Genomic DNA, 26218 nt, shown 5'->3' with positions numbered 1-26218 from the left:
ACTTTGTGCTACAAAATTAGATGCGCTTACCCTGCTTAGAACGTTACCTGCAAAACAAAAGAGCCTGGGATGTTCAACCCGATAACTTCAATCAAATTGTGCAGTTGATTGAAACTTACTGCGACCCCAAAGCGAAGTTTGTAGTGTCCACTAGTTGGAAATAAGGGACTTCCAGATAAAAAATATCCCAAATGTAGGGTGCGTCAGTACAAGAAACCCTAGCCATACCTAGAAAATACTGATACTGACGCACCCTACAAATAGTCATTTACTTTCCCGTCTGACTCCTAACAAGCACATTTTCAAACCCTTATACAGTAAGGCTATTGGAAATATCATGAAAATGTGCTTGTTTCATATTGTGATAGCGTTAATTGCGTCCGTGGCAGGCTCTCAAGAAAATGGTAAATTAGTTTTTTTGTAAAAAACTATTTGGAAAAACCTTAATTTATGCTTTAATAAAAACATAATCAATTAACAGGTTATTTACTGCTTATATAGCTTAAATCGATCAATTCCGGCTTAATTTATGTTGCAATTTCGAGAGTTTCAGAGTTTTATATCTAAAATAGGTAAGTTAACGAAATATACTACTATTGATGAAGTCAGAAACATTTCTCGTTCAAGTTAATAACCATAATCGACAATTGATAACCTGTTCTTTTACGGATCAGTTAATTAGAAACATTTATGTTTCCCTTATTTTTTTTTACAGAACAAGTGTCGATAGTGATTTACTAATAGATGCTCTCCAGCAAACCCTGAGTGATTTTCCCATTTTTGCCGGAGTATTAATCAATACTGATAATAACCTGTATATAGATTGTAACAACAAAGGAGTTCTATTCTCCATTAGAAAAGATGATTTTACATTGGATCGAGTTATTAAGGAACTGCCAAAAGTCAACCAAAAAAGACTTGTTAATATAATTGACCCCAAAAAGGCAATATTAACTCAAAGCCCAGTAATGACTATTCAACTCACCTATTTTGCTTGCGGAGGAATGACGCTTGGTGTTTGTTGGCATCATTCAATTGGAGATATGCAGTCATTTATGTGTTTCATGAAAGCTTGGGCAAATAAATTCAGAAAGGAAGAATACCCTTTACCTCTGATTGTTAAAGACAGAGATAAATACTCCGAAACCAACCTAAAAAAGAATAGCAATTCCATTCCTGGTGTGAGATATTTGAATAGGATAGAATTGTTAAAGACAGTATTTTGTATACTATTAGGTGCTTGTAGTAGAACTAATTTACAGTTTTATTTCTCCGAGAATGAACTGAAAAATATGAAGCAGGACTTCTTGGAAAAAACTAATCAAAATATATCTAAAAACGATGTGTTGTGTGCATACATTTTCAAGATGATTTCCGATTTAGATGTCTACAAGGAAAAAAGATATTTATCTATAGTGGTTGATTATAGAAGGAGAGTAAAAATTCCCCTAAACATTTTAGGAAATTATGTTACAAATCTAAATACAATGATCCATCAAAAGGTGGATCCTTATAAATTAGCTCAAACATTAAGAGAGTCACTTGACAATTTTCAAAAACAACATCTGGATTTCTTTTCTACAAAAGAATATATTGAGCGAAACGGGGGAATTGAAAAAATTGCCCAGTTTGTTCCCATACCTATCGACCCCCTAAGAAGAAACTTGTTGATTTCTAACTGGACTAATTTTGGTGTGTACAATGTAAGATTCGATGAGTCATATCCATTCTTTTTTACTTCTTTTGGAGATGATAAAATACCTTGGTTATCGAAAATAATTAATGGATTTTCAAATAATGGCTTCATCTACTCTGTTTCTTTGCCAAACAAGTTAGCTAAGAAACTAATAGAGGAAGATAATCTACGTAAAATACACAAATATCGGCATCAAGAAGAGATTATGCCAGAGTTAGTAGAAAAATTAGAATGGTTATTGTAGGAGATATTTTTAAACATTTAGCTACGTAGCCAAGCTTTTTAGTTCGGTACAAATTGATAGGATATACATAAATATTTTTTTGAAAATAGGACAAATTAGCCTGATTTTTTGATTTTCCCAAACTCTACCAAATTAACTTAATACAAAGGACAATTATGAGCGATAATATGACTTCACAAAGTGCTGTTAACATCGAGTCAACAAAGGTGAACGAAACAGAAGAAAAATTTCAGTGGACAAAGCAGTGGTATCCTGTTGCCATAGGAGAGTGTTTAGATCCTTCCAAACCCCAACCTATAGAGTTATTGGGAAAGAATTTTGTCTTATGGCGGGATAAGCAAGGCAAATGGAACTGTTTTGAGGATCTTTGTCCCCACAGACTTGTTCGTCTTTCAGAAGGTCGGGTTGAGTCTGACGGAACTTTATTATGTGCCTATCACGCTTGGCGCTTTAACTCCGTAGGAAAATGCGTCAGTATGCCTCAATCTAAAGACGAGGAAACTGAGGCACGAAATTGTGCTAGTAGTAGGTCGTGCGTTACAGTTTATCCTCTTCAAGAAAGACAAGGACTGCTTTGGCTGTGGCCTGAGTCTGGTTCACAAGCTTTAATCGAAAGTAAATTGAAAGAACCGCGAGTTATCCCTGAACTCGAAGAAACGCCAGAGAGAATTGTTAATAGAAGCGCGTGGAACATCCGCGATCTTCCTTACGGTTGGGATTATTTTATAGAAAATATTGCAGATCCCGCACACGTTCCCGTTTCGCATCACAACATCATGGGCAGCCGATACAAAGATGCAAACTATTTTGATATGGTTAGTGTGCGAAAGTTATCTACTCAAGAAGGATTTTCTTTTGAAACTAAGCCTACTCCTCCTGATATCGAAACATTAATTAATGATTTTCAGCCTCCTTGCTTGATGCGGGTTTATTCTGTTGATAAGAGTGGATGCAAATATATCTTGACTTTGTATGGTGTTCCTATCCGTCCTGGCTGGACTCGTTTGATTGGTAATCAGATATTCGTTAAAAATGAAAAAGGGGAGGTTCCCAAAAAAGGGCTAGGTTTTTTTGCTTTACCTATGCCAATTTGGTTAACTCATATTCTGTCCTCTATGTTGCTGCACCAAGATTCAGTTTTTCTACATTACCAAGAAAAACTTATGGCGCAGTCCCCGCAAGAGAAATGGTTGGCTAAAGTTTATACTCCCAATCCTTCAGATAAAATGGTCATCACTTTTCGTCAATGGTGGGAAAAAAGAGCTGGTGGGGAAATACCGTGGGACAAAAACTGCAATCAGCAACTTCCCCCTCCTGAGCAAGACAAACGGAAGCTATTCGATGTTTGGAATACTCACACCAAAGATTGTTATAGCTGTCAAAAAGCATTGAAGAATATTAATCGTCTTTCTCTAGCTGCTTATCTTGTTTCAATTGTTTGCGTATCTTGGGGAATAATTGCTGATGTTCGTTATATAGCTTTTAAAGCAATACAATTGTCTGTCTCTCCAGAAATGTTCTCATCGGTTTTAAGTTGGGTTCCACCTCAGAGTTTTTGGCTAGCTGTAATTGGCGCGGCGTTATTCGCTTTAACTGGCTATTTACTTAAAAAACTCACGCGCCTGTTTTATGTTTATGAATTTGAGCATTTTCACAATGATTAATTTTGCTTCTTCATTACTTACAGCACTTTTCTTGTTGTATTACCACACCTAAATATCCAAAAGGTTTACGGGGCATGGGTTATAGGATTTAATTTTGTACCTGACTGTTGAGCAAAGTGCTGTATTATCCTAAACACCTCTGTAAATAAGCTTAAAAAATACTTCAAATCTGGCACGTTTCATATTGGCAGGTGAGAGTAGGTGATTCAACTCTAGTGCTTCTGCCAATTGGGGACGTGTATTCTATCAGACCTCCTTTTTTTACTTTATTTCGCTCATTTAGTCTAAACTCCAGTTATTAGTTTTTGTTAGGAAATAAGATGCGTTCGCCCTGCAGGGGAAACACATCTTATCAGTAAGGGTAATTTAATCTCAATAATGACCAAACTATTCGCATTAATGACCACCTATTGACAATACTTTAGTCCATCACTATGACTTTGAAAAAATCAATCAAACGATAAATGGGATTTCTTGGCTTATACATTAAAACAGTATTTTGTCAATAAAATTTAGATGCGTTTCCCCTGGTTCGTCCTGGTAGACGGAAAAGTTCTGCGATCACTCTCTTCGTAGCGACTTTTTGATCTACTGACTGTTGCTTTGAGTCCCCCTTTTGGGTTTATCGGAAACGAATCGTACTGTGGATTAATGCGCCCTTCAAGTCATCGGTAGCTAGCTCCACGTTTTTCCATATCCTGTAGGATCGCTACTGCGCGGGCTATTCCATCCTCAGCTTGGATTTTCGACCCTAGATTGGCCGCACGCTGACGCATAGTTTGATCTGTTATAGCCTTGTGAACCGCTTCCGTAAGTCGCTTAATCGTTAGTTTCTTACGGGGAATAGGTTCTGGCCCAACCCCTAATTCCGCTACACGCTCTCCCCAAAAAAACTGATCGACACCGAAAGGAATAATGATAGAAGGAACACCTGCCCTGAGACCTGCGGCTGTTGTTCCAGCACCACCGTGATGTACAATAGCCCCGACACGCGGGAAGAGCCACGAATGGGGGATTGAGTCCGCCATAAAAACTGTATCTGGTAAATTCGCTTTATGTAAACCGCCCCAACCAGAGAGCATTATGCCACGTTGTTGAGTTCGTGCAAGAGTTTCTAAACAGAGATCGGCGGTTTCTTCTGGATCTTGATTACTCATACTCCCAAACCCAATATACACAGGGGGTGGACCGTTCTCCAGGAACTCGATCAAAGCTGAGGGCGGAGTCCAATCAGATACTGAATCCAAGAACCAATAACCAGTGACATGAATATTGTTATCCCAATCAGATGGTTTGGGAATCACTGACGGACTGAAACCATAGAGAATTGGATACTGATGAAGGAGATCGGCATTGTATGATCCCCAAAACGGGGCTGCGGGCAACTCAAGAACTTGCTGTCGCGCCTGCGTATCGCCTGACCGCACTGGCTGCCATACAAACTGTCGGGTTAAATTATGTGACAAGCGATTAAAAAAACCTCCAAGTCTGGATAGGGATTGGGGAAGAAGAACACTGGGAAAGGCTTCTGTAGGAGTAAAGGGAACTACATAGGCCTGAACAAATGGAAGCCCCAACTTTTCTGCAAGGGAGAGACCAAGATACAGTCCCCCCATCCCTGCAAGCACTATATCCATTCCCTTACAAGCTGCCAAACCTTGCTTCGCCCCATCAATAGCTAGTTGTGGCCCTTGTTTGATCATCTTCAATGTAACGGTGAGAAAATTCCCTTTCTCTATAGCCTCACGCATTTCTTTGCTTTGAATGACATCCTGTACATTACCTTTGATAGGCCAAAACTCTAACCCATGAGAATTGACTAGAACTTCAAAGTTTTCATGGGTCACCAATCGTACAAGGTTGCCGGCTTCTTTTAAGCCCTTTCCCAAAGCAATATAGGGTTGAACATCCCCTTGAGTTCCTAAAGCGATAATAGCAATGCGCATAAGTACAACCGAAATAATTTTGGCTCTTCATTACTTATTACTGTACTCTATCAGGGCGAACGCATCTTAATTACTAAGAATATTTGGTAATTAAATTAAACTATCCAGAATAAAGCAAATTCTCCTATTTAGATAATGAAGGTAAATCAAAGGATAAAATCAGATATTAAATAGTTATAATCCAGGGCTATTTCATTCTAAATGTAAACGCAATATGCTGAAATGCAGCACAAATTATAGCTTTTTGCATCTACTAGGAGAACGATTTCGGGGGAGATGGGGGATATGCAATGCGGTAATAACCCTCTTCTGTCACTTTCCGAGGATAATGAATATAAGAGTTAAAAAAGAAATCTCTACAAGGTAGGTAGAGCAATGGATGTAGAATTACAAATCCGGAAACGTTTGGCGAGAGATGCCCAGTCAACAGTGGGAATCATAGACGAATATTGTGAGGAGTATAGAGACATATTCAAAGAAGTAAGAAATTACGAGTGCTTCAAATGTTTACACTTGCGGGTAAGACTTCATAATCCTTACTTAATCGCCGACACCAGTTAAACCTACCCTATGTTCGCTCAACTAACCAACGTTTAGGAAGTACAACAAAACCTTTCTGTTCCTCATGACGGGTAACAACACTTAAAATCCATCGGTAGACATCCATGACCCCATGCTGAAAATCCTTGCCTCGGTAGCCGCCATCAACCCAGATAGTGATTAATCGTTTGGGAGCATTCGCCACGCACAACCTGCACACAAACCGTCAGCTGCAATGAAATTATCCTGTTAGTCCTTATATTTGCCAGTCTTCTCGACGTGGCCCGTTGGCAAATGATACGATAGCTGGCATTGTTGAGCGGGCTGGTGAATTAGCCGGTTTGCCTTTAAGAGTTTATGCTCACATGCTGCGGCATGGAACAGGTCATCCCAAGGCGAATCGAAGTATTGATACCCGAACAATTCATAGTTACTTGGGGCATAAAAATATTCAGCACACAGTTCGTTACACCGAACTTGCATCTACCAAATTTCAGGGGCTTTGGGATGATTAATGTTGAAACCCCTTGGTTAATTCTTGCCCATCTCCCTCGACAGACATCCCTCTGCTCTCCTTCGTAAGGAGAGGGATATCTGTCGGGACTGTTTGAGGTTTTGGAGGACTTTTGGGTAATCGGATAACTTGTGTGTACACCGTAGCTTAAACAGGGGGGTATTTTAGTGGCTTCAACAGCATATAATGTAGTTTATGTCAATAAAATAACGGGGAAAATACGGTAAAACAGAAGAAACGGATTTTGTGGAAAATCTTAAAAAGTAGATAGGAAAATAGATATAGATGGTTCAACCGCGTAAGCAATTTGCTCAACATTGGCTTAAAAGTGAAAAGGCACTTGATGCAATTATTAAGGCAGCAGAGTGTACAAAAGATGATGGTGTTTTGGAAATTGGCCCTGGTACTGGCATTCTGACTCGTCGTTTACTACCAGCGGTGAAATCGCTGGTAGCTGTGGAAATTGACTATGATTTGTGCAAACTATTAGCCAAGCAACTAGGTAAGACAGAAAATTTTTTACTGCTGCAAGGGGACTTTCTCACCCTAGATTTAGCTTCCCACTTAGCAGCGTTCCCCAATTTCCAAAAGCAAAATAAAGTTGTTGCGAATATTCCTTACAATATCACTGGGCCAATTATCGAGAAACTGCTGGGTACGATCGCTAATCCTAACCCAGAACCTTATGACTCTATCGTGCTGCTGGTGCAAAAAGAAGTAGCCGAAAGGTTGTATGCTAACCCAGGGTCAAGAAGCTTTGGGGCGCTGTCGGTGCGGGTGCAATATTTGGCAAAATGCGAGTTCATTTGCACAGTCCCAGCCTCTGCATTCCAGCCACCGCCAAAAGTTGATTCCGCAGTTGTGCGCTTGCGTCCCCAAACAATCGAAATTCCCGCCCATGACCCTAAAAAATTCGAGAATTTAGTTAAATTGGGGTTTGGGGCTAAACGGAAAATGTTAAGAAATAATCTGCAAGGAGTTGTGGATCGCGATCGCCTGACTCAATTACTGGAACAATTAGAAATCAATCCCCAGGTACGCGCTGAAGACCTCAGCGTTAACCAATGGGTAACCCTTGCTAATTTACTCACCACTGAGTAACTAACACCCAGCACTGAAAATGCGTTCTTACAGTTTAATTGCCCCTGCCAAAATCAACTTGTATCTAGAAATCATTGGCGATCGCCCCGATGGCTATCATGAGTTAGCCATGATACTCCAAAGCATCGACCTTGCAGACCAAATTGAAGTGCGTTCCCTTAGCACTGATAATATCCGTGTTCACTGCCACCACCCCCAAGTACCGACAGATAAAAGTAATCTGGCATACCGAGCAGCCGAACTGATGGCGACGCAATTTCCTGACGCCTTTAGCAATTATGGCGGTGTAGAAATTACGATCAAAAAGCAAATTCCGGTTGCTGCTGGGTTGGCTGGAGGTTCGACGAATGCCGCAGCAGTATTGGTGGGGATAGATTTACTCTGGCATCTGGGGTTAACTCAGTCAGAATTAGAGGAACTGGGTGCTACTCTCGGTTCAGATGTGCCCTTTTGTATTGCTGGGGGAACAGCGATCGCTACAGGTAGAGGTGAACAACTTGCTCCCCTGCCAAATTTAGCGCCCATACATCTAGTATTGGCGAAATACCGCAGCTTGGAAGTTTCCACACCATGGGCGTACAAAACCTATCGGCAGCAGTTTGGTAGTACTTATATTAGAGATAGCGACAATTTGGCAGCCCGTGCCAGTGCAGTCCATTCAGGCGCGATTGTCAAAGCAATCCTCAATCAAGATGCGGCAGAAATCTCCCAAAAACTACACAATGATTTAGAGCGGGTGGTGTTGCCAGCTTATCCCCAAGTCTTGCAACTACGGGAATTATTTGCCACTCAACCAGGGGTTTTGGGAACAATGATGTCTGGTTCTGGTCCGACAGTATTTGCGATCGCCCAATCTCTACAACTTGCAGAAGCAATTAAGCTAAACGTGCGACAGGCAATTCCTGACGAGGATTTAGAATTGTTTGTGACGCGGACGACTACACATGGAATTCAAATAGTACCAATCTAAAATCCTATGAGTGAACCGAATATCACCCCACAAACAGATACTTCCGGACAAGTACCACCAACTCCATTACGCTGTGTAACTGGGGCAGCATTTTCCGGAGGGCTAGGATATGCCATGTATACTCTAATGATTGCGATCGCCACGACTTTTGCCACCAAACCAATCCGTTCAGATAACCCAATGGTGGTGAATATTGGCTCGGCGGTGCGTACCCTAGTTGTAGGCGTAGTCGCCTTAGGAACTGGCATATTTGGTCTAGTGGCTGTTGGTTTGTTAGCCTTGGCGGTGCAATTGTTAGTGCAACAGTTACAAAAGCCTAAGAGTAGCGAAAATTAACCTTGGCTTAAAGGTACAGGGTTGACTATTGGAGGGCGACTTTTGAGCAATTGCAGCCTGGGACTATTGGCAGCCTGAAGCAATTGTTGTTGCTTTCGCCAAATTTTTGGAGATAGCCCGTGGTGTTGACGAAACTGGCGGGAGAAATGACAGGCATTTTGATAACCTAGTTTTGTCGCAATTTGCTCAATGGTCTTGTTAGTATCTTTGAGTAAGGGGCGTGCTGCTGCCATCCGGCGCTTAACAATCCAGTTATTCACCGTATTTCCCGTTAGCTTGGCTACTTGGGTAGTCAAGTAAGCCGATGAATAACCCACAGCCTCAGCCACATCAGACAAAGTTATTCCTTGGTGAAAATGAGCTTCAATGAAGTCGAAAACTTCTTTGAGGTGAGCAACTGATGGAAAGATTAACTCCGGTGTTACCGATGAGGGTAGTGATTCCGAGGCTGGATGAGAATTAGTCGCGTACAAGTACCTGATCAGAGATTGCTTTTCTAATCGGATAGCGATCGCTCTGAGCAACTCATCTACAGTAGCGGGTTTGGTAAGATAGTCATCTGCTCCCAACTCCATACCTTTGCGAATAGCTGCCTTATCATAGCTGCCAGTGAGGAAAATAAAAGGAATAATTGCTGTTAGAGGATCTTGGCGCAGTATATTCAGAACGCTGTAACCATCCAAATCCGGCATCAGAATATCGCAAATCACCAAATCAGGTAAGTGCACCTGTGCTTGCTGTATACCAACCAGACCATTTTCGGCGCTTATTGTGTCAAAACCTTCAGCCTCAAGACCGTCTAAGAAGAGATTGCGGGTAACAGCATCATCTTCAATTACGAGAATTTTTTTCGACGATTCGTGCATCATTTTTCTACCACTATAGTTTTTGGCTTTTAATGATTACCAAAGTCTGTGCCGAGTATTAATTAGAAACATCACTTAATGCCCAGATTTTGGATGTGAGGATTTTTTCATATGTGAAACTAGGGGCTAGGATCATTTTTAGAATTTATCTTCTTAATCCAAAATCCAAAATCCAAAATCTAAAATCTAAAATCTAAAATCTAAAATCTAAAATCTAAAATCTAAAATTCGATAATGAGCATGGCCATAGTTGTGACAACTCAAGTCTCAGAACCAGTAAAAGGTAATTTGACTGATGGCAGCATTACAGTAAACGTAGTGCCGACACCAACTTCACTGACCACCATAATTTGACCACCATGTAAGTCGACAAGATTTTTGACAATTGATAGTCCTAGTCCAGTACCGGGGATATGAGCAATATTGCTGCCCCGATAAAATGGCTCAAATAGTCTTTGTTGATCTACTGGGGGAATGCCAATACCCGTATCTTTCACCTGGAAAATTATTTTCCCATCCTCACAAGCAAGTTTTAACTCAATCACACTGCCTAGGGGAGAATACTTAATTGCATTGTCGAGTAAGTTATTCAAAATCGGCTCCAGCAGTTTTTTATCGATCGAGGCTATTAAACAGTTACCTAGATTGACAAATTTGATAAAGTTATGGCTAGTGCTCATCCGCATTTGTGCCAATAAATCATCACAGAACTGCACCAAATCGAGCGGTTTTGGCTCAAAGTTGAGTTTTATTGCTTCTGCCTTCGCCAAAAATAGAATATCATCTAACATCTGACTGAGTTGTTCAACAGCAGTTTGAATGTGGTCTAGTAATGGTTTTATTTTATCCTCAGTCCATTCATCGATATGCCGTTTAAGTAAGCTATTAGAAAAGGAAACAATATTTAGCGGCGTGCGGAATTGATGGCAGACCGTAGAAACAAAATTGGCTCTGAGTTCACTATCACTTTTGTCTCGCGCAAAAGCACAGCTAAACTCTCTACCTTGGTCTTTTACATAGGTAATGGCTATTTCCACCAAAAATATTCGCCCTCCCTTTGTTCGACAGCGAGATTTAAAGGTGAGAGAATTTCGTGTTTTACTGGTTACTAGAACTCTCCATTTCTCTGACCAATCCTGTAGCGAAAAGTCTATATCTATGTCAGCCAAGGTCATAGAAAGTAATTCTTCACGGGAGTATTTTGTCATCTGACAAGTAGCATCATTGACATAAATAAACCGCGCATTTTCTTCTAAGCAGAAGGCAGAATCTACAGCTTGATTGATCAGAAAATCAGCAAATGTCAACTCTACGTCTGGCTGCTGTGCCAATTGAGAGTTGGATTGAACTAACGTATAGTCGCCAGAATTCATATCCCTACTCACTCCTGATAATTATTGGGCACTATAGCCATTATTGAGATGATAATCACAACTGCTTAAAATCATTATTGTGCTATTACATAAAAAATCTAAGTAGATTTAATCGGATTTCAATAAAACTGATTCTACCAATAAAGAATGAATAGTTTCACTTTGGTTGCATAGAAAAAGAATTGGTATTACTTTCTCGATTTAAGCAGTTTTTATAGATATAAAAATCTAGCATAAACCAATTTAATCTTTGAGACAATAAGGGTTTACCCCTAAGTTTTTAGGCAGGTGATATATTTTCTTGAACCCACTTTCACACCAGTATTATTAACACTTTGATAACTTGAGAAAATATGCCAATTTTAGCTGTGATTTATTTTCTACTAGGAAGTTATCTCCGTATATTTACTGCCTAGTCTTATCTAGCTTCTGTTCCAGTACATTGCTAATAAGCTTTTAAAGCTAATACAGTCAAGAGAATCGATATTCTTCAAACTCAAATACACATTTAAATCATTTTGTCAATTCTAATTTAGATGCATTATCCCGCTGATTCCTGGCTGATATGGGCAAATTGTGTTTCATCAACTTAACTTCGCTGAATTTCCTCATTCAGGGATTTAACTATAGAAGGATATGCAGAGGCATCCGTCAAAAGAAATACAAATTTTTAGGTAATAACTTGCATAAAACTAAACAATCTGCCAAAAGAAATAGAAAATGTTAAGAACCTATGTATCCAGTAACACCAAAGCTTGAATTTAGGAATATTTGGACTCAAAGCCAATACTGGCAGAATTAAGTATTTTATGTCACCTTTACTTAGATGATTTATCCCAGACAATTTCTCACTTTTTTCTCAAGCAACTGTCCCTAGATAGAGATTTATCCGTTAAACTCAATGAGTTGCGTAATTAGTGCGACAAAAGTAATAAAAATTACAATTATGATCCAGAATTTGTTATTGCCAATGTGGCATCATCTTCTATAGGTTCTATAGGTTGTTTGCTTGAAGCAAACACTTAATTATTTTCTGCTATCCAAAAATATCTGCGTTACCCTAAAGATTTTTCTTAGTAGGATGTCACGCTTCACTGGCTACAACATCGGGGGAGGCTCTGGGAGTGTAAGCGTTCAGCCGGAAAAGTCTAACAGCGAAAGAATAGGCATATCTATCAAAAAATAGTTCATGTATCCGCTGCTGAAGTTTGAGTAGGCTTAACGAAGAAGCTGCTTCTGCAATACGGTTAATCTGTATGGGTGGGCTTAACTAGATCTCTATTAGGCAGACGAAAATGCTGCACTAGCTAGTTAAACCTGCCCCTACTTTCAAGATAAACAAACATAAACCAGGAATAATTCTTTAAGAAAGTCTATGTACAAGCAGATGTTTGTCTAAGCAGTGTCTTGTGCTTATTGAGCTGTGCCATAGTACAAAACTTTTCTTTTGGTTAAATCAAAGAAAGGGGAAACTCTGCGAGACATCAACTGATTTTAATTTACTAGAGAGGAGTGCATGCTATGAATCAAAACATTACTGGTTATAATCCACAAATCGGTAAAAAAATTAATACTGAACAAATAGAACAGATTGTCAAAGCAATTATCGCTGGTAAGTACTCCTGGGCATGTGTTTTAATCCTTCGTTTTGGTGGTTATAACCCTATGGACTATATACCATATCGCACCTACATCCGAGTTATCAAAAGTAACTGCCTAGTTGATAGTTCAAAGTTAAATAAAACTGATACCAAAAATATCGAAATGTTTGACATCGAATCAAACTGGATTCGTTTCTAATAATCTGATTAGTTGATGCTATCTCCTGGCAAGTTGCTCACAAAGTTCCATGAGGAAAGAATGAAGGATGAAGTTTCATAATTCATAATTCATAATTCATAATTCATAATTCGTCCCCATCCCTAGTAGCTTATGACTTACCCAGTTACTATCCCTAATGCCAGTCTGCAACCCCTTTTTAAAGAGATTTTGTGGCAGAAAAAGCAAGAAGTTGCACAAATACAGCAAGAGATGTCTTTGGCTTCTTTGCAACGCCAGTTAACTGCTGCCCCGACTGTAAGAGATTTCTTCACCGCTTTGCAGCAGAGTCCTAATAAACCCAGCCTGATTGCAGAGGTCAAAAAAGCATCACCAAATCAAGGAATTATTAGGGCTGACTTTGACCCAATAGCGATCGCACAAGCTTATGATCGTGGTGGCGCGACTTGTATATCTGTAGTTACTGACCAGAAATTCTTTCAGGGTGGTTTTGAGCATCTGCGTGCTATTCGCCATCGGGTGGCATTACCCCTACTATGCAAAGATTTTATCCTTGATCCGTGCCAAATTTATTTAGCACGGGCTGCGGGGGCAGATGCGGTGTTGCTAATCGCCGCTATTCTCACAGACCGGGAGATCCAGAACTTTTTGCGTGTGATTCACTATTTGGGGATGAATGCGCTGATAGAAGTTCATAGCTTGGCTGAAATGGATCGGTTGTTCAAAATGGATGATGTACGCTTAATATCAATTAATAATCGCAATCTTGGAGACTTTAGCATTGATATTAGCATCACTCAGCAATTGATGGCAGCTAGGCGATCGCAACTAAAAAACTTGGGTATTCTCGTCACCACTGAATCAGGGCTGTATACACCTACTGATTTATCGCTAATGGCAGAAGCTGGTATTAATGCAGTGCTGATGGGAGAACCTTTACTGCAACAACAGGATTTAGCACAGGCTGTGCGTAGTTTGCTAAAACCTGATTCCCCAGAGTTTTTAAAGAACGGAATCAAGGCAATTTAGTTCTGGATAGGGAATGTAGGGTACCTTTGTCCTCAAACTGATCCCACCTCTTCCAAGGGTGGGATTTCCTCTTGGGTAGACTTAAAATTTGAGGATTTCGCGGTCATAATTTTCGGGTAGGGGTTCTATTTCCCAGACTATGCCTTCCCCAGGTTCTAAAGCAACTTCGATAAAAAGTGCTTCTACGGCTGTGGTGGCTATAGCTTCGTTGTTAGGGAAGGGTTGTAAATCTTCGGTGAGTAGTCTGAGTTTAAAACCACCAGGAATCGCTGCACCTACGGTGACGTGACGCAATTCAAAGCGCCAAACTCCCGCTTCTGGTTCTGCTTGTGGTGTAATCAGCATTTCGTACAATTGACCTGCGATCTCAATTTGGCGAAACAGGGGATGTTGTATTTGCACTTCGGATACACTCCGCGCCCCAGCAGCGGTTTGTTGCAAATTTAAACGTCCCCAACCGACAGTTTCTGCAACTAGAGAAACACCGCTTTGCAACCATTGCATCACTGACCATTGTTCTGGGAGTCCTAAGCGTCGTTGATATAAGCTTTGTCGCCAACCGCCATGTGCGACTAAACCGAACCATAATGCCCAAGGGATCTCTAGACGAGGTGTGATGATTTCTGGATTTCCCAGACGGGTAATTAGGTTTTCTGCTTGTGGTTGTAGTAGGGGTGGTAATTGTTCAATAGTGCTACGTGTGGCGGCGTCTGGGCAAAGTTGTAAGGACACGGTTAACACATTAATGTCGTTGATCATGTCACTAGCATCTAGGGAATAAGTGCGATCGCTAGGATCATAACTACCTTGTGTCTTTAGTTGTGCATGGGTGCAGTAACCCCAAACCCTGACATAGCCCTCATCAGGTTCTACTTGCACCGCTAAATAATAATCACCCGCCCAACTGGGAATATCTACCCATTCTTGGGGTACGCGCAATTCGCTCAAGTCAATGTCCTCACTAGGAACCAAGATCAATCGAGTTGCATCCAATATCAGAGCCGTTCCATTTACCAGTTCCCAAAAACTGGCTAAAGCAGTAGTACTTGGCCAGACCTGTACTTGCGGCGCTAACTCCTCTTGCAACCACGGCAAAACCGCACCCAGGCAAAGTTGATTAATATAAGCTTGATAGCGAGAATGTGGCTGAGAAAAAGCTTGATTTTGGCTGATGGTGGGGATTTCTAAAATTAGATCAGTAGGGTTAGCAAAAGTAAATAAGGTCATGGCAGGAAAGGAAGGGGAACATTTAAAATTCAAAATTCAAAATTCAAAACTGTTTCCTACGGATATTGAAACTCCGACTGAAACAGTTTTGTACATATAGAGGTACCTGGGGTTCCTGTGGGGTAGGGGTATTTGACCCTAATATCCTGATGAAAATCTGTTTTCCCATAGTCCTAGCGAGGAGATAGACTATAGTAACTTTTCAGCCATTCCTCCATCACTGTACTAATGCTTTTGAGTAGGTCTGAGGTGACGGAAATATGCAGCGTGTCTCGACTCCAGTTGGCCAAAGACCGGAGTAATGTTTCTTGAGCCTTTTTCAAGCGCCGGGAGACAGTATACTGCTGCATCTGTAGTTGTTTGGCGATTTTGTCTTGAGTTAGCTCCTGAGAGTAGTATAGTTGCAAAATTTGCTGTAATTGCGGCTCTAGTTGGGCGATCGCCGCCATTAAAATTTGGTTAATCTCAGTTTGCTGAGAAGTTCTAGTTTGTGCTTCTTCTTGGGCAATGATTTCATTAACTAGGGATTCCTCTGTTCCCGGTAGATTATCCATCCACTCTAAGGAATCATCCGCGCCAATGTGGGTATTGAGAGAAGCTTGGGTGGGATAAAGATACTTGCGTACAGCTTTGGCAGCATTTAGCAGCCACTTTTCTAAAATTTGGGGGTTGACTTGCTGACTGCTTTGTGTGTTATGAGCTTTAGCGATCGCCTCCCAAATCTGATGATCTGGGCGCGAAAGTTGGCGAGAAGTACCAGTTGACGTTGGGATATAAAGGGTTTTAAAGCAGTTCCAAGCAAGGACGTAAGCATTAATTTCCCCTGGAGATAAACCCACAGTTTGCAAAGACTCTACCAACCGCTTTTTTGTGATCTTTCGCAACAGTCCCCAATCTGTACAGATATCAACTTCGTGGCGTTGTCGCAAAGTTTCGCGAATCACACCACCAAAGATGGCGCTAGCGTAGCTTTTCAGGCTAAACCCTTGATTGGGGTTAAAGTTTTTGAGGATTTTTTCAACTTTAGCGATCGCCATCTGAAAACAGTCTGATAATTGGTATTGAGTACTAGCGAAACTAATAACAGTTTTTTGTGATACCCAATAGCAGGTTTCTTGTAAGTAAGCAGTCAGATGTTCCTGAGCCAGGCACTGAGTTTCTGCCACCTGCCAAAACTTATACCAATATAACACCCAAAAGTATTCAGAAGTTTCTTGTGGGGTGCGGTTCATACAACTTTGGATACTACGACGCAATCTAGATTCCGTCGCCCAATTACTGAAGCGATCTCCAGCAAATTGTACAAAAGTTGAAAAGATTTCAATGATAGTTTGCCGGGGGTGCATAAAAAATTAACAGCCTATCTATAGAAGAAGAGAAGGCATTTATGACGCCTCCACAAACTTTACTACATAGAAAGATTATTATGTTTCGCCTAACAATCAAATCTCTGGCAATTGGTAGTATGCTTACCCTAACTGCTGCCACTAGTGTTTTTGCCCAAGTCCCAAAATTCCAAAATTTGCAACTAGTTCAAGCACCAAGCTTTAGTTGTGGAACTCATGTTCGTACCTACATTGTTAAACCCCTAGATAAGCGTGCTGGATTGGGGATTCGCTGCGTTAAATTTAGTGAAGGTAAACCAGGAACTACCATTCCTCGACTAGCATGGTATGGTGAAGGCAATTGGGGTGGTGCAACTTATCGCCACATAGGCCAGGCTATATACAGAGGTTCTAATCTTGTTGGTTTCGCCTCCGATATTCATGGAAATGGCGAAAACATCAACAACAATTTTCCGGGAAATCTCCGGGTAGAAATCCTGAATTCATCAACTATTCGTGTCACTGGCGCTTGGAACGAAGAATGGCAATTAGTTAAAGCTACCAATTACAATCCTTTGCCCAGACCACAGACTTGTGGTGGATATTTTGATCAATACAAAGTTTCTGACCTGACAGGCAGTCGCCAAGGCTATGGCTTACGTTGTGTTCTCCGTGTCGGTCCTCAGAATACCACTTGGTTTGGTAACGGTAACTGGGGTGGTTCAACCTATTCCCACATAGGAACTCGTGCCTTTAATGGTTACGGTGGTAGTGATATTTGCGCTGCTGGTTTTGGCCCAATTTGCAACACATTTGGCTATGGTTCCTTGAAATTAACTCCTGTTGCCGGTGGTTTTAATGTTACAGGCGCTTGGAGTGAAAAATGGCGTTAATGGATTTTAAATACTCCTAAACAGGCGGTTCGGATGAAGCAGGTGGGGCAAATAAAGCGTCATAAATTTAACGCTACTGGGGTGGTTGTAGAAACTGACCCCTATTTCTTTGAAGGGTGGGTAGTTGATATTGCTCAAGCTACGAGAAAGTAGAGCAGGGTAGAGACCTTGCAGGCAAAGTCTCTACAAAGGTTTGAATATAAAAGTCTGTATTCCATTCACCTGAAAGCTATTGTAAATGATTCTGGGAACCCACCACTCAACAGAATCTGTAGAAAAGTTATGTTCTTAGTTTTGGGATACTCAAGGGATAAACGGGATTGAGAGTGGAAGAATTAGCTGTGAAACATTTATAATAATTTGGCGAGCACATTCAGGTTAAATTTATTCTTTCTTTGTAGAATTCCAGATGCGGAAAAGACCCACAATCATCTGCCTAACCAAAATTTATCACTGCACCGGCAAGTGAATCCACACATGAATTACTTGTCAGGCACCAGTCAAGAAGAGGGAATAGTGCTGCAACTGGCTGATGGCAGAATTCAAGCTTATAATGCTGCTGCTGAGAGAATTCTGGGACAATCTGTGCTTGCTTCTCCCTGGCAACTCATTGATGAAACCGGTTTTCCTTTTTCTAGTGAAACTCATCCAGCTATGATTGCATTCAGAACAGGTAAGCCTTGTGTGAATGTTGTGGGTGGCATCTATAAGCCCAATGGGGAGCTAGTCTGGCTAGTGATCAACTCACAACCTCTACAGACGCCAGGAGGAACCACGCCTGAAACTGTCATCACAAGTTTCACTGACATCACCAAAACTAAGTGCCAGCAGGTTAACCAAAGGTACAACAGTGCTGAAGATGAAGAAGCTTGGGAAGTAGCACTGCGGCAGAGTCCGTACTTAATTCAACAAATTGCTGACACTATACCAGGTACGCTGTATCTCTATGACTTAGTTGGGCAGGAAAATTTTTACGTTAATCACAAAATTGCTCAACTTTGGGGCTACACCCCAGAACAGATTAAGGCAATGGGAATTGAGTTGTTTAACCAACTGATGCACCCTGATGACCTAGTTCGACTACCTAGCCATTTTGAACAATTTAAAAGATCTGGTAGTGGCGAAGTTCTGACCTTGGAGTACCGAATTCAACACGCCAATGGTGAGTGGCGCTGGTTCTGTAGCTATGAAACTGTATTTCGTAGAACAGCTGATGGACTACCGCAACAGATTCTGGGCATTGTTTTTGATATTACAGAACGCCGAGGCACAGAAGTTGCTCTGCGGCAGAGTAATGAAAGGTTTGAACTAGCAGCGGCAGCAGTTAATTGCCTGATTTACGACTGGAATGTACACGACAATACTGTAGAAAGAACTCAGGGACTAACCGAGGTTTGTGGCTATACGCTAGCAGAATCTGAGCCTACTTATCAATGGTGGCAGGAGCGCGTTCATCCTGATGATCTTCAAAAGCTTGAAGACCAGTTCATGGCTAGTATGGTGGCAGGAAATCGTTATAGTGTTGAATACCGAGTGCTTCACAAAGATGGCAGGTATGTGTGGGTAGAAGATCGGGGCTTTGCAGTGCGGGATGGCGATGGTCGGATAGTCAGGGTAGTCGGTAGTAGTCATGATATTAGCGAACGGCAAGCCGCGTTGCACGATCGCAAGCAAGCTGAAGCCGACCTAAGAGAGAGTGAAGAGCGGATTCGGCTGGCAACCACAGCGGCTGAATTGGGTATGTGGTTTTGGAATCTCACTACCGACGAGTTAGTTTTTACACAAAAGTGTAAGGATCTGTTTGGACTAGACCCAGATACCGAAATTAGCTATGAATTTTTCCTCAGTTGTCTGCATCCAGAAGACCGCCAACTCACCTACGAAGCGGCTATGCACGCTATTCAGGAAAAAGCCGAATATAACATTGAATACCGCAATATTTGGCCTGATGGTAGCATTCATTGGATTGCTGCCAGAGGTCGCATCTTTGACGATGCCGAGGGTAAGTTAGTAAAAATGATGGGTACTACCCAGGATATTACCCAGCGTAAACGGGCAGAAGAAGATTTGCGTCAGCGCGAAATGCAATTAAGGTGCTTAGTCGATGCCAATATCATTGGCATTATTTTTGCCACTCCTGACCAAATTACTGAGGCTAATGACGCTTTTCTCGACATGGTGGGCTATACTCGCGAGGAGTTAGTGGCAGGTGAGATATACAGACAACAAATTACTCCACCAGAATACGCCGGTCTCGATCAGCGGGGGCTAGAGGATCTGTTGAGTTTTGGGGTATGTACTCCCTATGAAAAGGAATACATCCGCAAGGATGGTTCCCTGATTCCCATACTCATTGGCGGTGCTTTGGTGCAGCGAGAACCAATATCTTGGGTCTGCTTTATTCTGGATCTGACTCAAATGAAGCAATTAGAGAAGACACTCAGGCAACAAGCAGAGGAACTCCAACAGGCTAATCGCCTCAAAGATGAGTTTCTGGCTATTCTCTCCCACGAATTGCGATCGCCCCTAAATCCAATTTTAGGTTGGTCAACGCTGCTCAAAACCCGCAAGTTTGATGAAGCAGCGACAATTCGTGGCTTGGAGACTATTGAACGTAACGCTAAGTTGCAGATTCAACTGATTGATGATTTGCTGGATGTGTCCCGGATTATTCGCGGTAAGCTAAGTCTGATTTTTACTCCCGTTAATTTGGTATCTGTAATTGATGCTGCATGGGAAACAGTGCAATTAACCGCCGAAGCTAAATCCATCCAAATTCACAAGCAGCTTGATTCTAATGTCGGTCAAGTGGTGGGGGATTTCTATCGCTTGCAGCAAGTGGTAGGTAATTTACTCTCAAATGCGATTAAGTTTGCTTTCTCAGATAGCTGCATAGAAGTTGGACTGTCAGTGGTGAGCGAAGAAGATTCATTGCCAAGCTATGCTCAAATCACAGTCACAGACGCTGGTATTGGCATCTCCCCCGAATTTTTGCCTTATGTATTTGAATCCTTCCGGCAAGCAGATAGCAGCACAACCAGAAAGTTTGGTGGATTGGGGTTGGGATTATCAATAGTTCGCCATTTAGTAGAGTTGCATAACGGTACTGTGGCAGTAAATAGTCTGGGAGAAGGACAGGGAGCAACGTTTACTGTGAGATTACCTCTGATGAGGAAGGAAGAAATCGAGGAGGAGAAGGGATTGGGGGCAGAATCCGAGCAGTTTAACTCCTCACTCTTGGGTGGAGTACGGTTACTGATTGTTGATGATGAAGCTGACACCCTGGAGTTTGTCAGCTTATTGCTTGAACCCTATGGAGCGATCGCAATTTTGGCAACATCAGCAACTGAAGCCTTAGGAGCATTAGCTCAGTCCCAACCTGATATTTTAATCAGTGATTTAGCAATGCCAAAAATGGACGGATACAGCCTAATTCGCCTGATTAGAGCTATGCCGCCCGAAAAAGGTGGAGAAATTCCGGCGATCGCCCTTACCGCCTACACAGGAGAGAGTATTCAACAGCAAGTCTTAGCAGCAGGTTTCCAAAAACACATTGCCAAGCCAGTGGAAGCAACTAAATTACTAACCTCGATTGTTGATTTGCTAAAGCATTAGCGGAACTGAAAAATTTTTCTACTCTGATTTGCCTTCTTCCCCTGTTTTTGCTTCCTCTTTTGGGCGTTGGGTTGCAGGAGGATAATCAATAAATTCTTGGGTTCTGGTCGTATTGGTAGTAGCGCCTTCTAATAGCTGATCCTCAGGATTTACAGATTTGTCAGCAGCAGTATCCATCCGACCTTCAGTATTAGTGTTAGGTTTATCGCCAGTGCCTTTATGGCTTGCATGACCGCTAGGCATAACTTTCACTTCACATTGGTAGAGTAAACACACCATCAGCTTAAACTCGGTGGTTATCAGGCATAAACTACCAGAAGGCTGAAATCTCAATCGGCTCAACAGTAGATAGTTGAGAAGGTAATGAGTTAATAACTCAAACCGAATCTATAGCTATTTTCAGTTGAGAGCAATACACCCAATTTGTAGGGGTACAGCAACAACGCTCTGCCCCTACCGCATATTGCACCCCATAGAGAAAGGACATAGTCAATGACTTAAAAATAATCTAACTCCCGGCGTCCTTCCAAGGCTCTAGCCAAAGTCACCTCATCGGCATATTCTAAATCTCCACCCACAGGTAAACCAAAAGCAATCCGCGTTACCTTGGTAAACGGTTTCAGTAGCTGACCGACATATAACGTTGTCGTTTCCCCTTCTACACTCGGACTAATTGCCAAAATCACTTCTTCAGGTTTTTGCTGACTTACCCGCCGCACCAAAGGCTGAATGTTCAATTGTTCCGGGCCAATACCATCCATCGGGGAAATTACCCCACCCAAAACGTGATACTTGCCTTTATACTCGCGGGTTTTCTCCAGCGCAATCAAATCACGGGAATCTTCTACCACACAGATAATTTTGTTATCCCGCTGGGGATGACGGCAGATTTCACAAATTGGGTCAGCCGATAGGTTAAAGCAGACAGTACAAAAACCCATCTGTTTTTTTGCGTCAATTATCGCTTGCGCCAAAGCCTCTACTTCTGTTTCTGGACGCTTCAAAATATGCAAAGCCAGCCGCTGGGCAGATTTGGGGCCGACTCCCGGTAGGCGTTGCAGTTGCTCAATTAACCGTGCTAAAGGGCGTGCGTAAACCGTGGCTTTGTCTCCAGTGTGTTCTCACCTTTACTATGATGCCATTTTTGGCATGTTTTGGAGTGGTGGGTTAGTTTATCAAAAGCCAAGCAGACAGAGACACACCCTACCTGCCACAGTTCGATGTTCTCAGATCTTTGTGCCCTAGTCATTATTGCAACATAAAAATAATGCAACTATTCCAGCTATTATTGATCAAATATGGCTGGCAGATCCAGAAGATGAGTCAGAAAATATAATCATTTATCATCGATTTATCTAGAGTTTCATAGTGTACACAAGTGATGATTTCCATAAAAAAATAATTATAATAAGTGCAAATATTATCAACAATGTCAAATATCTATGATGGTGAGTTACTTTCACTAACTACAAGTGAATAACTATGCTGCAAGCTAAAATTTTAAGTAGGGACACAGTAATGCTGTGCCCTTACCGTGTCTTACATCGAATTAAATCTCGATAGTTTAATAACTTGGCTGGATTTCCCGACTACGTTTGAAATAAATTACCGAAAAAATCGTAGTGATCTAGTGCTTCCAAAATGCCCCAAGCATAATGCCCTTGAGCAAAATAAATCTGTGGATAGCCCCGTAGCTTCTCGATTTCTTGACTGTAATTTCCAACCACAACTGCCAGCGTGTTTCCACCCAGCATAGATTCATCATTACCTGAAGCTCCAGCCACCAAGAACCGTTTAACAGGTAATCCCCATTTCAAAGCAACATAACGAATAGCATCTCCTTTAGAAGCCCGGAGAGGCACCAAGTCAAGATACATATTATGACTGTAAATTCCTCTGACAGGAAGCTGAAGCTGACGCAGATGGCGGATTATTTCCAAGAAGCTAGGCGATTTGGCTTCATCAACAAAGTAGCTGATCTTCAACTTGCCTTGAGTCTCTGGTGGCTGCAATTCCACACCAGGGATCTGCTTCATGGCTTGATGAATTGCCTCCGATTGCCAATGAGAGCCAATGTGTCTTTGCCAACTCGTGTCCGTCACTATCTGAGGTCCGTAGTATATTTCACTGCCTGCTGAGGTGATTAGCAAATCCGGCATTGGGAACCGCCATTCCTCCAACATACTCAAAGTACTTTCGAGACTGCGGCCGGTTGCAATACCCACTCCAGTTGTATGTCCCTCGTTACGGATTCGCTGAATCAACTGTTTTAAAGCTTCCTGGTCGCCCAATAGTGTGTTATCAATTTCGCAAACAAGGAAACGGTCAGCAGTTGGTAGGCGGTTTGTATCATGCACATTCCAGTCCGGATGCTCGGCTGCTGGAGATTCGCGAAGAGGACTGAGCAGAGATTGAATTCGTCGTTGTGGAAATTGGCGTAATTTCTGCAAATATTGCTCTACATGACTATCCCAGGAGAACTTTTGTCGGACATTACTCAGTCCGTTAATAGACCAGGATTGCCATTGTTCAGCATTTGTCAGAGTTGTTCGCAGTGCATCTTGGATATCTTTAATATTAAGAGGATCAATCAGCAGACCATTCTGGCAAGCTGCCACAATATCCCTTGGTCCGCCGTCAGCAGTAGCAATAATTGGTACACCAGATGCCGCCGCTTCAATCAGGGTCAGTCCAAATGGCTCTGTTAATGCTGGATTGATGAAGACTCCTTGTGTTTTAGCTGTCAGCCGATATAAATCGGGCACATCATCAGCATTGTGGTGTTTGGGATAAGCAATATAACCATAAAGGTCGTAGCGATCAATTAATTGCAAAATTTCCATAAACACCTGGCGTGGTCCCGATTCCATCGCCAAGATATCCTCTCGTTTTCCCAATACAAGCACTAGGTTTGCCAGGTGACGCAGTTCCGGATCTTCGCCATAAGCCTTGATCAAATTACGCACATTTTTACGCATAGCCGGACGGGAGATCGCCATGATCATTGGCTTTTGAGGATCTTTGAGAAACCGCTGCAATTCCTTTTGAATCGGTGGGTTCTGCCAATCATCGGCTGCTGGGTAGAACCGCTCCAGCGTCACACCAGGGGGAATCACCACCATTCGTTCGGGTTGATAGCGATCGTAAACGCTATACTGCTCCTCAACTTCTTGATGAGTACTCGCTACGACTAATGCTGCACTGCCAAGTGTAGTTTCTTCAGCTTCAATTCGCGTAGTAATGTGAAAGTGATCTTCAATGACATCCAGTTTAGTTCCCTGTTCTAGTAATCGTTGCTGCTTAATACGTCCGAGGGAGTGACCAGTATGCACAAGGGGAGTTCCTAACCAGCCAGCTACTCGACAGCCTACATAGCCAGCGTCCGCATAGTGCGTGTGAATAACATTTGGTATTTTTCCCACTTTGCGAATGTGTCTTAGCAATTCATCGGCAAAGGTATCTAAATGCGGCCAGAGAACTTCTTTGCGGAGGTAGCGGCGTGGGCCACAGGACAGGCGAATTATTTGGGCTTTATCTGAGAGAATCTCTACTGGTTGAGCGTAGTCTTGGCTCACTTTTGGGTCGTTCACCAAGCGAGTGACTAGGTCAACTCTTTCTACTTGTGGGTTTTTGGCTAATGTAGAGGCAAGTTCAACTACATATTTTGTTTGTCCACCTGTATCAGCATCTCGTCCTAACTCCAGATTATGTCCCCGAATTAAGCCATGAACACTGACCAGTAGAATGTACAACCCTGGACTGTGTGACATCGTGTCTTCCTTCATAATTGACCGTATAACAGGCTATATCTAACCTTTTTATACCAAATGGATCGTGACTGTTACAGGCTAGATATCTATACAGATGGAATGGAACAGTTATGCTCTCTAATACACCTTAGCAAGCATCTGAGACTCAAAAACAAAAAACGCCCTCCAATTTAGGAGAGCGTTTTTTATTCAGCTAGAGCTTCAGATTAACCGTTGATTGCAGGCGCAGTCAGAGCTACGGGAGCAACATCAGCAGCAGCCAAGTCTAGAGGGAAGTTGTGAGCGTTACGCTCGTGCATCACTTCCATACCCAGGTTAGCGCGGTTGATGACGTCAGCCCATGTACCGATGACGCGACCTTGAGAATCAATGATTGATTGGTTGAAGTTGAAACCGTTCAAGTTGAAAGCCATGGTGCTCACACCCAAAGCGGTGAACCAGATGCCGATTACAGGCCATGCTGCCAACAAGAAGTGTAGTTGACGGCTGTTGTTGAATGATGCGTATTGGAAGATTAAGCGACCGAAGTAGCCGTGGGCTGCAACGATGTTGTAGGTTTCTTCTTCTTGTCCGAACTTGTAACCGTAGTTCAAGGATTCGGTTTCGGTTGTTTCCCGAACTAAGGAAGAAGTTACGAGTGAACCGTGCATTGCTGAGAATAAGCTTCCACCGAATACACCAGCTACACCTAACATGTGGAAGGGGTGCATCAAGATGTTATGTTCAGCTTGGAACACAATCATGAAGTTGAATGTTCCAGAGATCCCCAAAGGCATACCGTCGGAGAATGAACCTTGACCAATTGGGTAGATCAAGAATACTGCTGTAGCAGATGCCAAAGGTGCAGAGTAAGCTACGCAGATCCAAGGACGCATCCCAAGCGGTAAGATAGTTCCCACTGACGACCGAGGTAGCAAGCGCATCCGATCAAGAAGTGGAAAATTACCAGTTGGTAAGGACCGCCGTTGTACAACCACTCATCTAAGGAAGCTGCTTCCCAGATTGGGTAGAAGTGTAAACCGATAGCGTTGGAGGAAGGAACAACCGCACCGGAAATGATGTTGTTTCCGTAAATCAAGGAACCTGCTACTGGCTCACGGATACCGTCGATGTCAACGGGAGGCGCAGCGATGAAGGCGATGATGAAGCAGGTGGTTGCAGCTAGTAGGGTAGGAATCATCAACACGCCGAACCAACCGATATAAATCCGGTTTTCGGTGCTGGTGATCCACTCGCAAAAGCGATCCCATACGTTGGCGCTGGAGCGCTGTTGTAAGGTTGTGGTCATTTTTTTATGAGTGCTTTGTTTTATGAATGTTGATAGGTGGTT

General features: G+C 42.3%; 19 protein-coding genes and 2 pseudogenes. 11 read left to right on the top strand and 10 right to left on the bottom strand.

Annotation, left to right across the window (positions count from 1 at the left end):
* Window positions 1-599: 599 nt before the first annotated feature.
* Complete coding sequence (locus CYLST_RS08965; RefSeq protein WP_015207392.1) at window positions 600-1940, top strand: acyltransferase; 1341 nt, start codon at window positions 600-602, stop codon at window positions 1938-1940.
* 155 nt (window positions 1941-2095) lie between these two features.
* Window positions 2096-3604, top strand: coding sequence for an aromatic ring-hydroxylating dioxygenase subunit alpha (locus CYLST_RS08960; RefSeq protein ID WP_015207391.1), 1509 nt, complete (start codon window positions 2096-2098; stop codon window positions 3602-3604).
* A 665-nt stretch (window positions 3605-4269) separates the two neighbouring features.
* Here CYLST_RS08960 and CYLST_RS08955 read toward each other — a convergent pair.
* Complete coding sequence (locus tag CYLST_RS08955; RefSeq protein WP_015207390.1) at window positions 4270-5550, bottom strand: glycosyltransferase; 1281 nt, start codon at window positions 5548-5550, stop codon at window positions 4270-4272.
* Window positions 5551-5925: 375 nt separating this feature from the next.
* On the opposite strand from CYLST_RS08955, the pseudogene CYLST_RS34315 reads away from it, so the two are divergent.
* A pseudogene (locus CYLST_RS34315) lies at window positions 5926-6072 on the top strand (barstar family protein); the annotation flags it as partial.
* Between the two features lie 46 nt (window positions 6073-6118).
* Here CYLST_RS34315 and CYLST_RS36745 read toward each other — a convergent pair.
* Window positions 6119-6295 (bottom strand): hypothetical protein, encoded by a 177-nt coding sequence (locus CYLST_RS36745; RefSeq protein WP_157162550.1) that lies wholly within the window; start codon window positions 6293-6295, stop codon window positions 6119-6121.
* Between the two features lie 55 nt (window positions 6296-6350).
* On the opposite strand from CYLST_RS36745, the gene CYLST_RS08950 reads away from it, so the two are divergent.
* The 4 genes from CYLST_RS08950 to CYLST_RS08935 all read left to right on the top strand — a co-directional run bounded on the left by CYLST_RS08950 (window position 6351) and on the right by CYLST_RS08935 (window position 9011).
* Entirely contained in the window at window positions 6351-6605 is a 255-nt protein-coding gene (locus CYLST_RS08950; protein ID WP_281172822.1) for a tyrosine-type recombinase/integrase, read from the top strand.
* 284 nt (window positions 6606-6889) lie between these two features.
* The gene (rsmA, locus tag CYLST_RS08945; RefSeq protein WP_015207388.1) at window positions 6890-7705 is read left to right on the top strand and encodes a 16S rRNA (adenine(1518)-N(6)/adenine(1519)-N(6))-dimethyltransferase RsmA; all 816 of its coding nucleotides are present in this window, start codon (window positions 6890-6892) and stop codon (window positions 7703-7705) included.
* A gap of 19 nt (window positions 7706-7724) precedes the next feature.
* The gene (gene ispE, locus CYLST_RS08940) at window positions 7725-8675 is read left to right on the top strand and encodes a 4-(cytidine 5'-diphospho)-2-C-methyl-D-erythritol kinase (RefSeq protein ID WP_015207387.1); all 951 of its coding nucleotides are present in this window, start codon (window positions 7725-7727) and stop codon (window positions 8673-8675) included.
* Window positions 8676-8681: 6 nt separating this feature from the next.
* Window positions 8682-9011 carry a DUF3082 domain-containing protein gene (locus CYLST_RS08935; protein ID WP_015207386.1) on the top strand — a complete coding sequence of 110 codons (330 nt, stop codon included), beginning with the start codon at window positions 8682-8684 and terminating at the stop codon, window positions 9009-9011.
* On the opposite strand, the gene CYLST_RS08930 is transcribed toward CYLST_RS08935, so the two are convergent.
* Window positions 9008-9880, bottom strand: coding sequence for a response regulator transcription factor (locus CYLST_RS08930; RefSeq protein WP_041233030.1), 873 nt, complete (start codon window positions 9878-9880; stop codon window positions 9008-9010). The two genes, CYLST_RS08935 and CYLST_RS08930, sit on opposite strands and share 4 nt — an antisense overlap.
* Window positions 9881-10137: 257 nt before the next feature.
* A complete protein-coding gene (locus CYLST_RS08925; RefSeq protein WP_015207384.1) occupies window positions 10138-11250 on the bottom strand; it encodes a sensor histidine kinase in 1113 nt (370 codons plus the stop codon).
* 1521 nt (window positions 11251-12771) lie between these two features.
* Between CYLST_RS08925 and CYLST_RS08920 the strand changes: the two genes are divergently transcribed.
* Together CYLST_RS08920 and trpC are read left to right on the top strand one after the other, a co-directional pair.
* Window positions 12772-13050, top strand: coding sequence for a HetP family heterocyst commitment protein (locus tag CYLST_RS08920; protein WP_015207383.1), 279 nt, complete (start codon window positions 12772-12774; stop codon window positions 13048-13050).
* Window positions 13051-13182: 132 nt separating this feature from the next.
* On the top strand, window positions 13183-14058 hold the full coding sequence (gene trpC, locus CYLST_RS08915) for an indole-3-glycerol phosphate synthase TrpC (RefSeq protein WP_015207382.1): 876 nt from the start codon (window positions 13183-13185) through the stop codon (window positions 14056-14058).
* Window positions 14059-14139: 81 nt separating this feature from the next.
* Here the strand turns inward: trpC and CYLST_RS08910 are convergent, their stop codons facing one another.
* Together CYLST_RS08910 and CYLST_RS08905 are read right to left on the bottom strand one after the other, a co-directional pair.
* Window positions 14140-15285, bottom strand: a complete 1146-nt coding sequence (locus CYLST_RS08910; protein WP_015207381.1) for a DUF1822 family protein — start codon at window positions 15283-15285, stop codon at window positions 14140-14142.
* Window positions 15286-15458: 173 nt separating this feature from the next.
* Window positions 15459-16631: a sigma-70 family RNA polymerase sigma factor gene (locus CYLST_RS08905; protein ID WP_015207380.1), complete on the bottom strand. Its 1173-nt coding sequence runs from the start codon at window positions 16629-16631 to the stop codon at window positions 15459-15461.
* A gap of 41 nt (window positions 16632-16672) precedes the next feature.
* Here CYLST_RS08905 and CYLST_RS08900 point away from each other — a divergent pair, with 41 nt between their 5' ends.
* Together CYLST_RS08900 and CYLST_RS08895 are read left to right on the top strand one after the other, a co-directional pair.
* Window positions 16673-17503 (top strand): hypothetical protein, encoded by an 831-nt coding sequence (locus tag CYLST_RS08900; protein WP_015207379.1) that lies wholly within the window; start codon window positions 16673-16675, stop codon window positions 17501-17503.
* 477 nt (window positions 17504-17980) lie between these two features.
* A complete protein-coding gene (locus CYLST_RS08895) occupies window positions 17981-21118 on the top strand; it encodes a PAS domain-containing protein (RefSeq protein ID WP_015207377.1) in 3138 nt (1045 codons plus the stop codon).
* Between the two features lie 18 nt (window positions 21119-21136).
* On the opposite strand, the gene CYLST_RS08890 is transcribed toward CYLST_RS08895, so the two are convergent.
* From CYLST_RS08890 to psbA, 4 genes and pseudogenes are all read right to left on the bottom strand, one after another.
* Entirely contained in the window at window positions 21137-21361 is a 225-nt protein-coding gene (locus CYLST_RS08890) for a hypothetical protein (RefSeq protein WP_041233028.1), read from the bottom strand.
* A 254-nt stretch (window positions 21362-21615) separates the two neighbouring features.
* On the bottom strand, window positions 21616-22179 hold the full coding sequence (gene recR, locus CYLST_RS08885; RefSeq protein ID WP_041233027.1) for a recombination mediator RecR: 564 nt from the start codon (window positions 22177-22179) through the stop codon (window positions 21616-21618).
* Between the two features lie 528 nt (window positions 22180-22707).
* The gene (locus tag CYLST_RS08880; RefSeq protein ID WP_015207375.1) at window positions 22708-24888 is read right to left on the bottom strand and encodes an HAD-IIB family hydrolase; all 2181 of its coding nucleotides are present in this window, start codon (window positions 24886-24888) and stop codon (window positions 22708-22710) included.
* Window positions 24889-25094: 206 nt separating this feature from the next.
* Window positions 25095-26176, bottom strand: a pseudogene (gene psbA / locus CYLST_RS08875) (photosystem II q(b) protein).
* Window positions 26177-26218: the final 42 nt, after the last annotated feature.

Source organism: Cylindrospermum stagnale PCC 7417 (assembly GCF_000317535.1).
Lineage (GTDB): Bacteria > Cyanobacteriota > Cyanobacteriia > Cyanobacteriales > Nostocaceae > Cylindrospermum > Cylindrospermum stagnale.
This window is presented reverse-complemented; position numbering and strand designations above follow the sequence as displayed.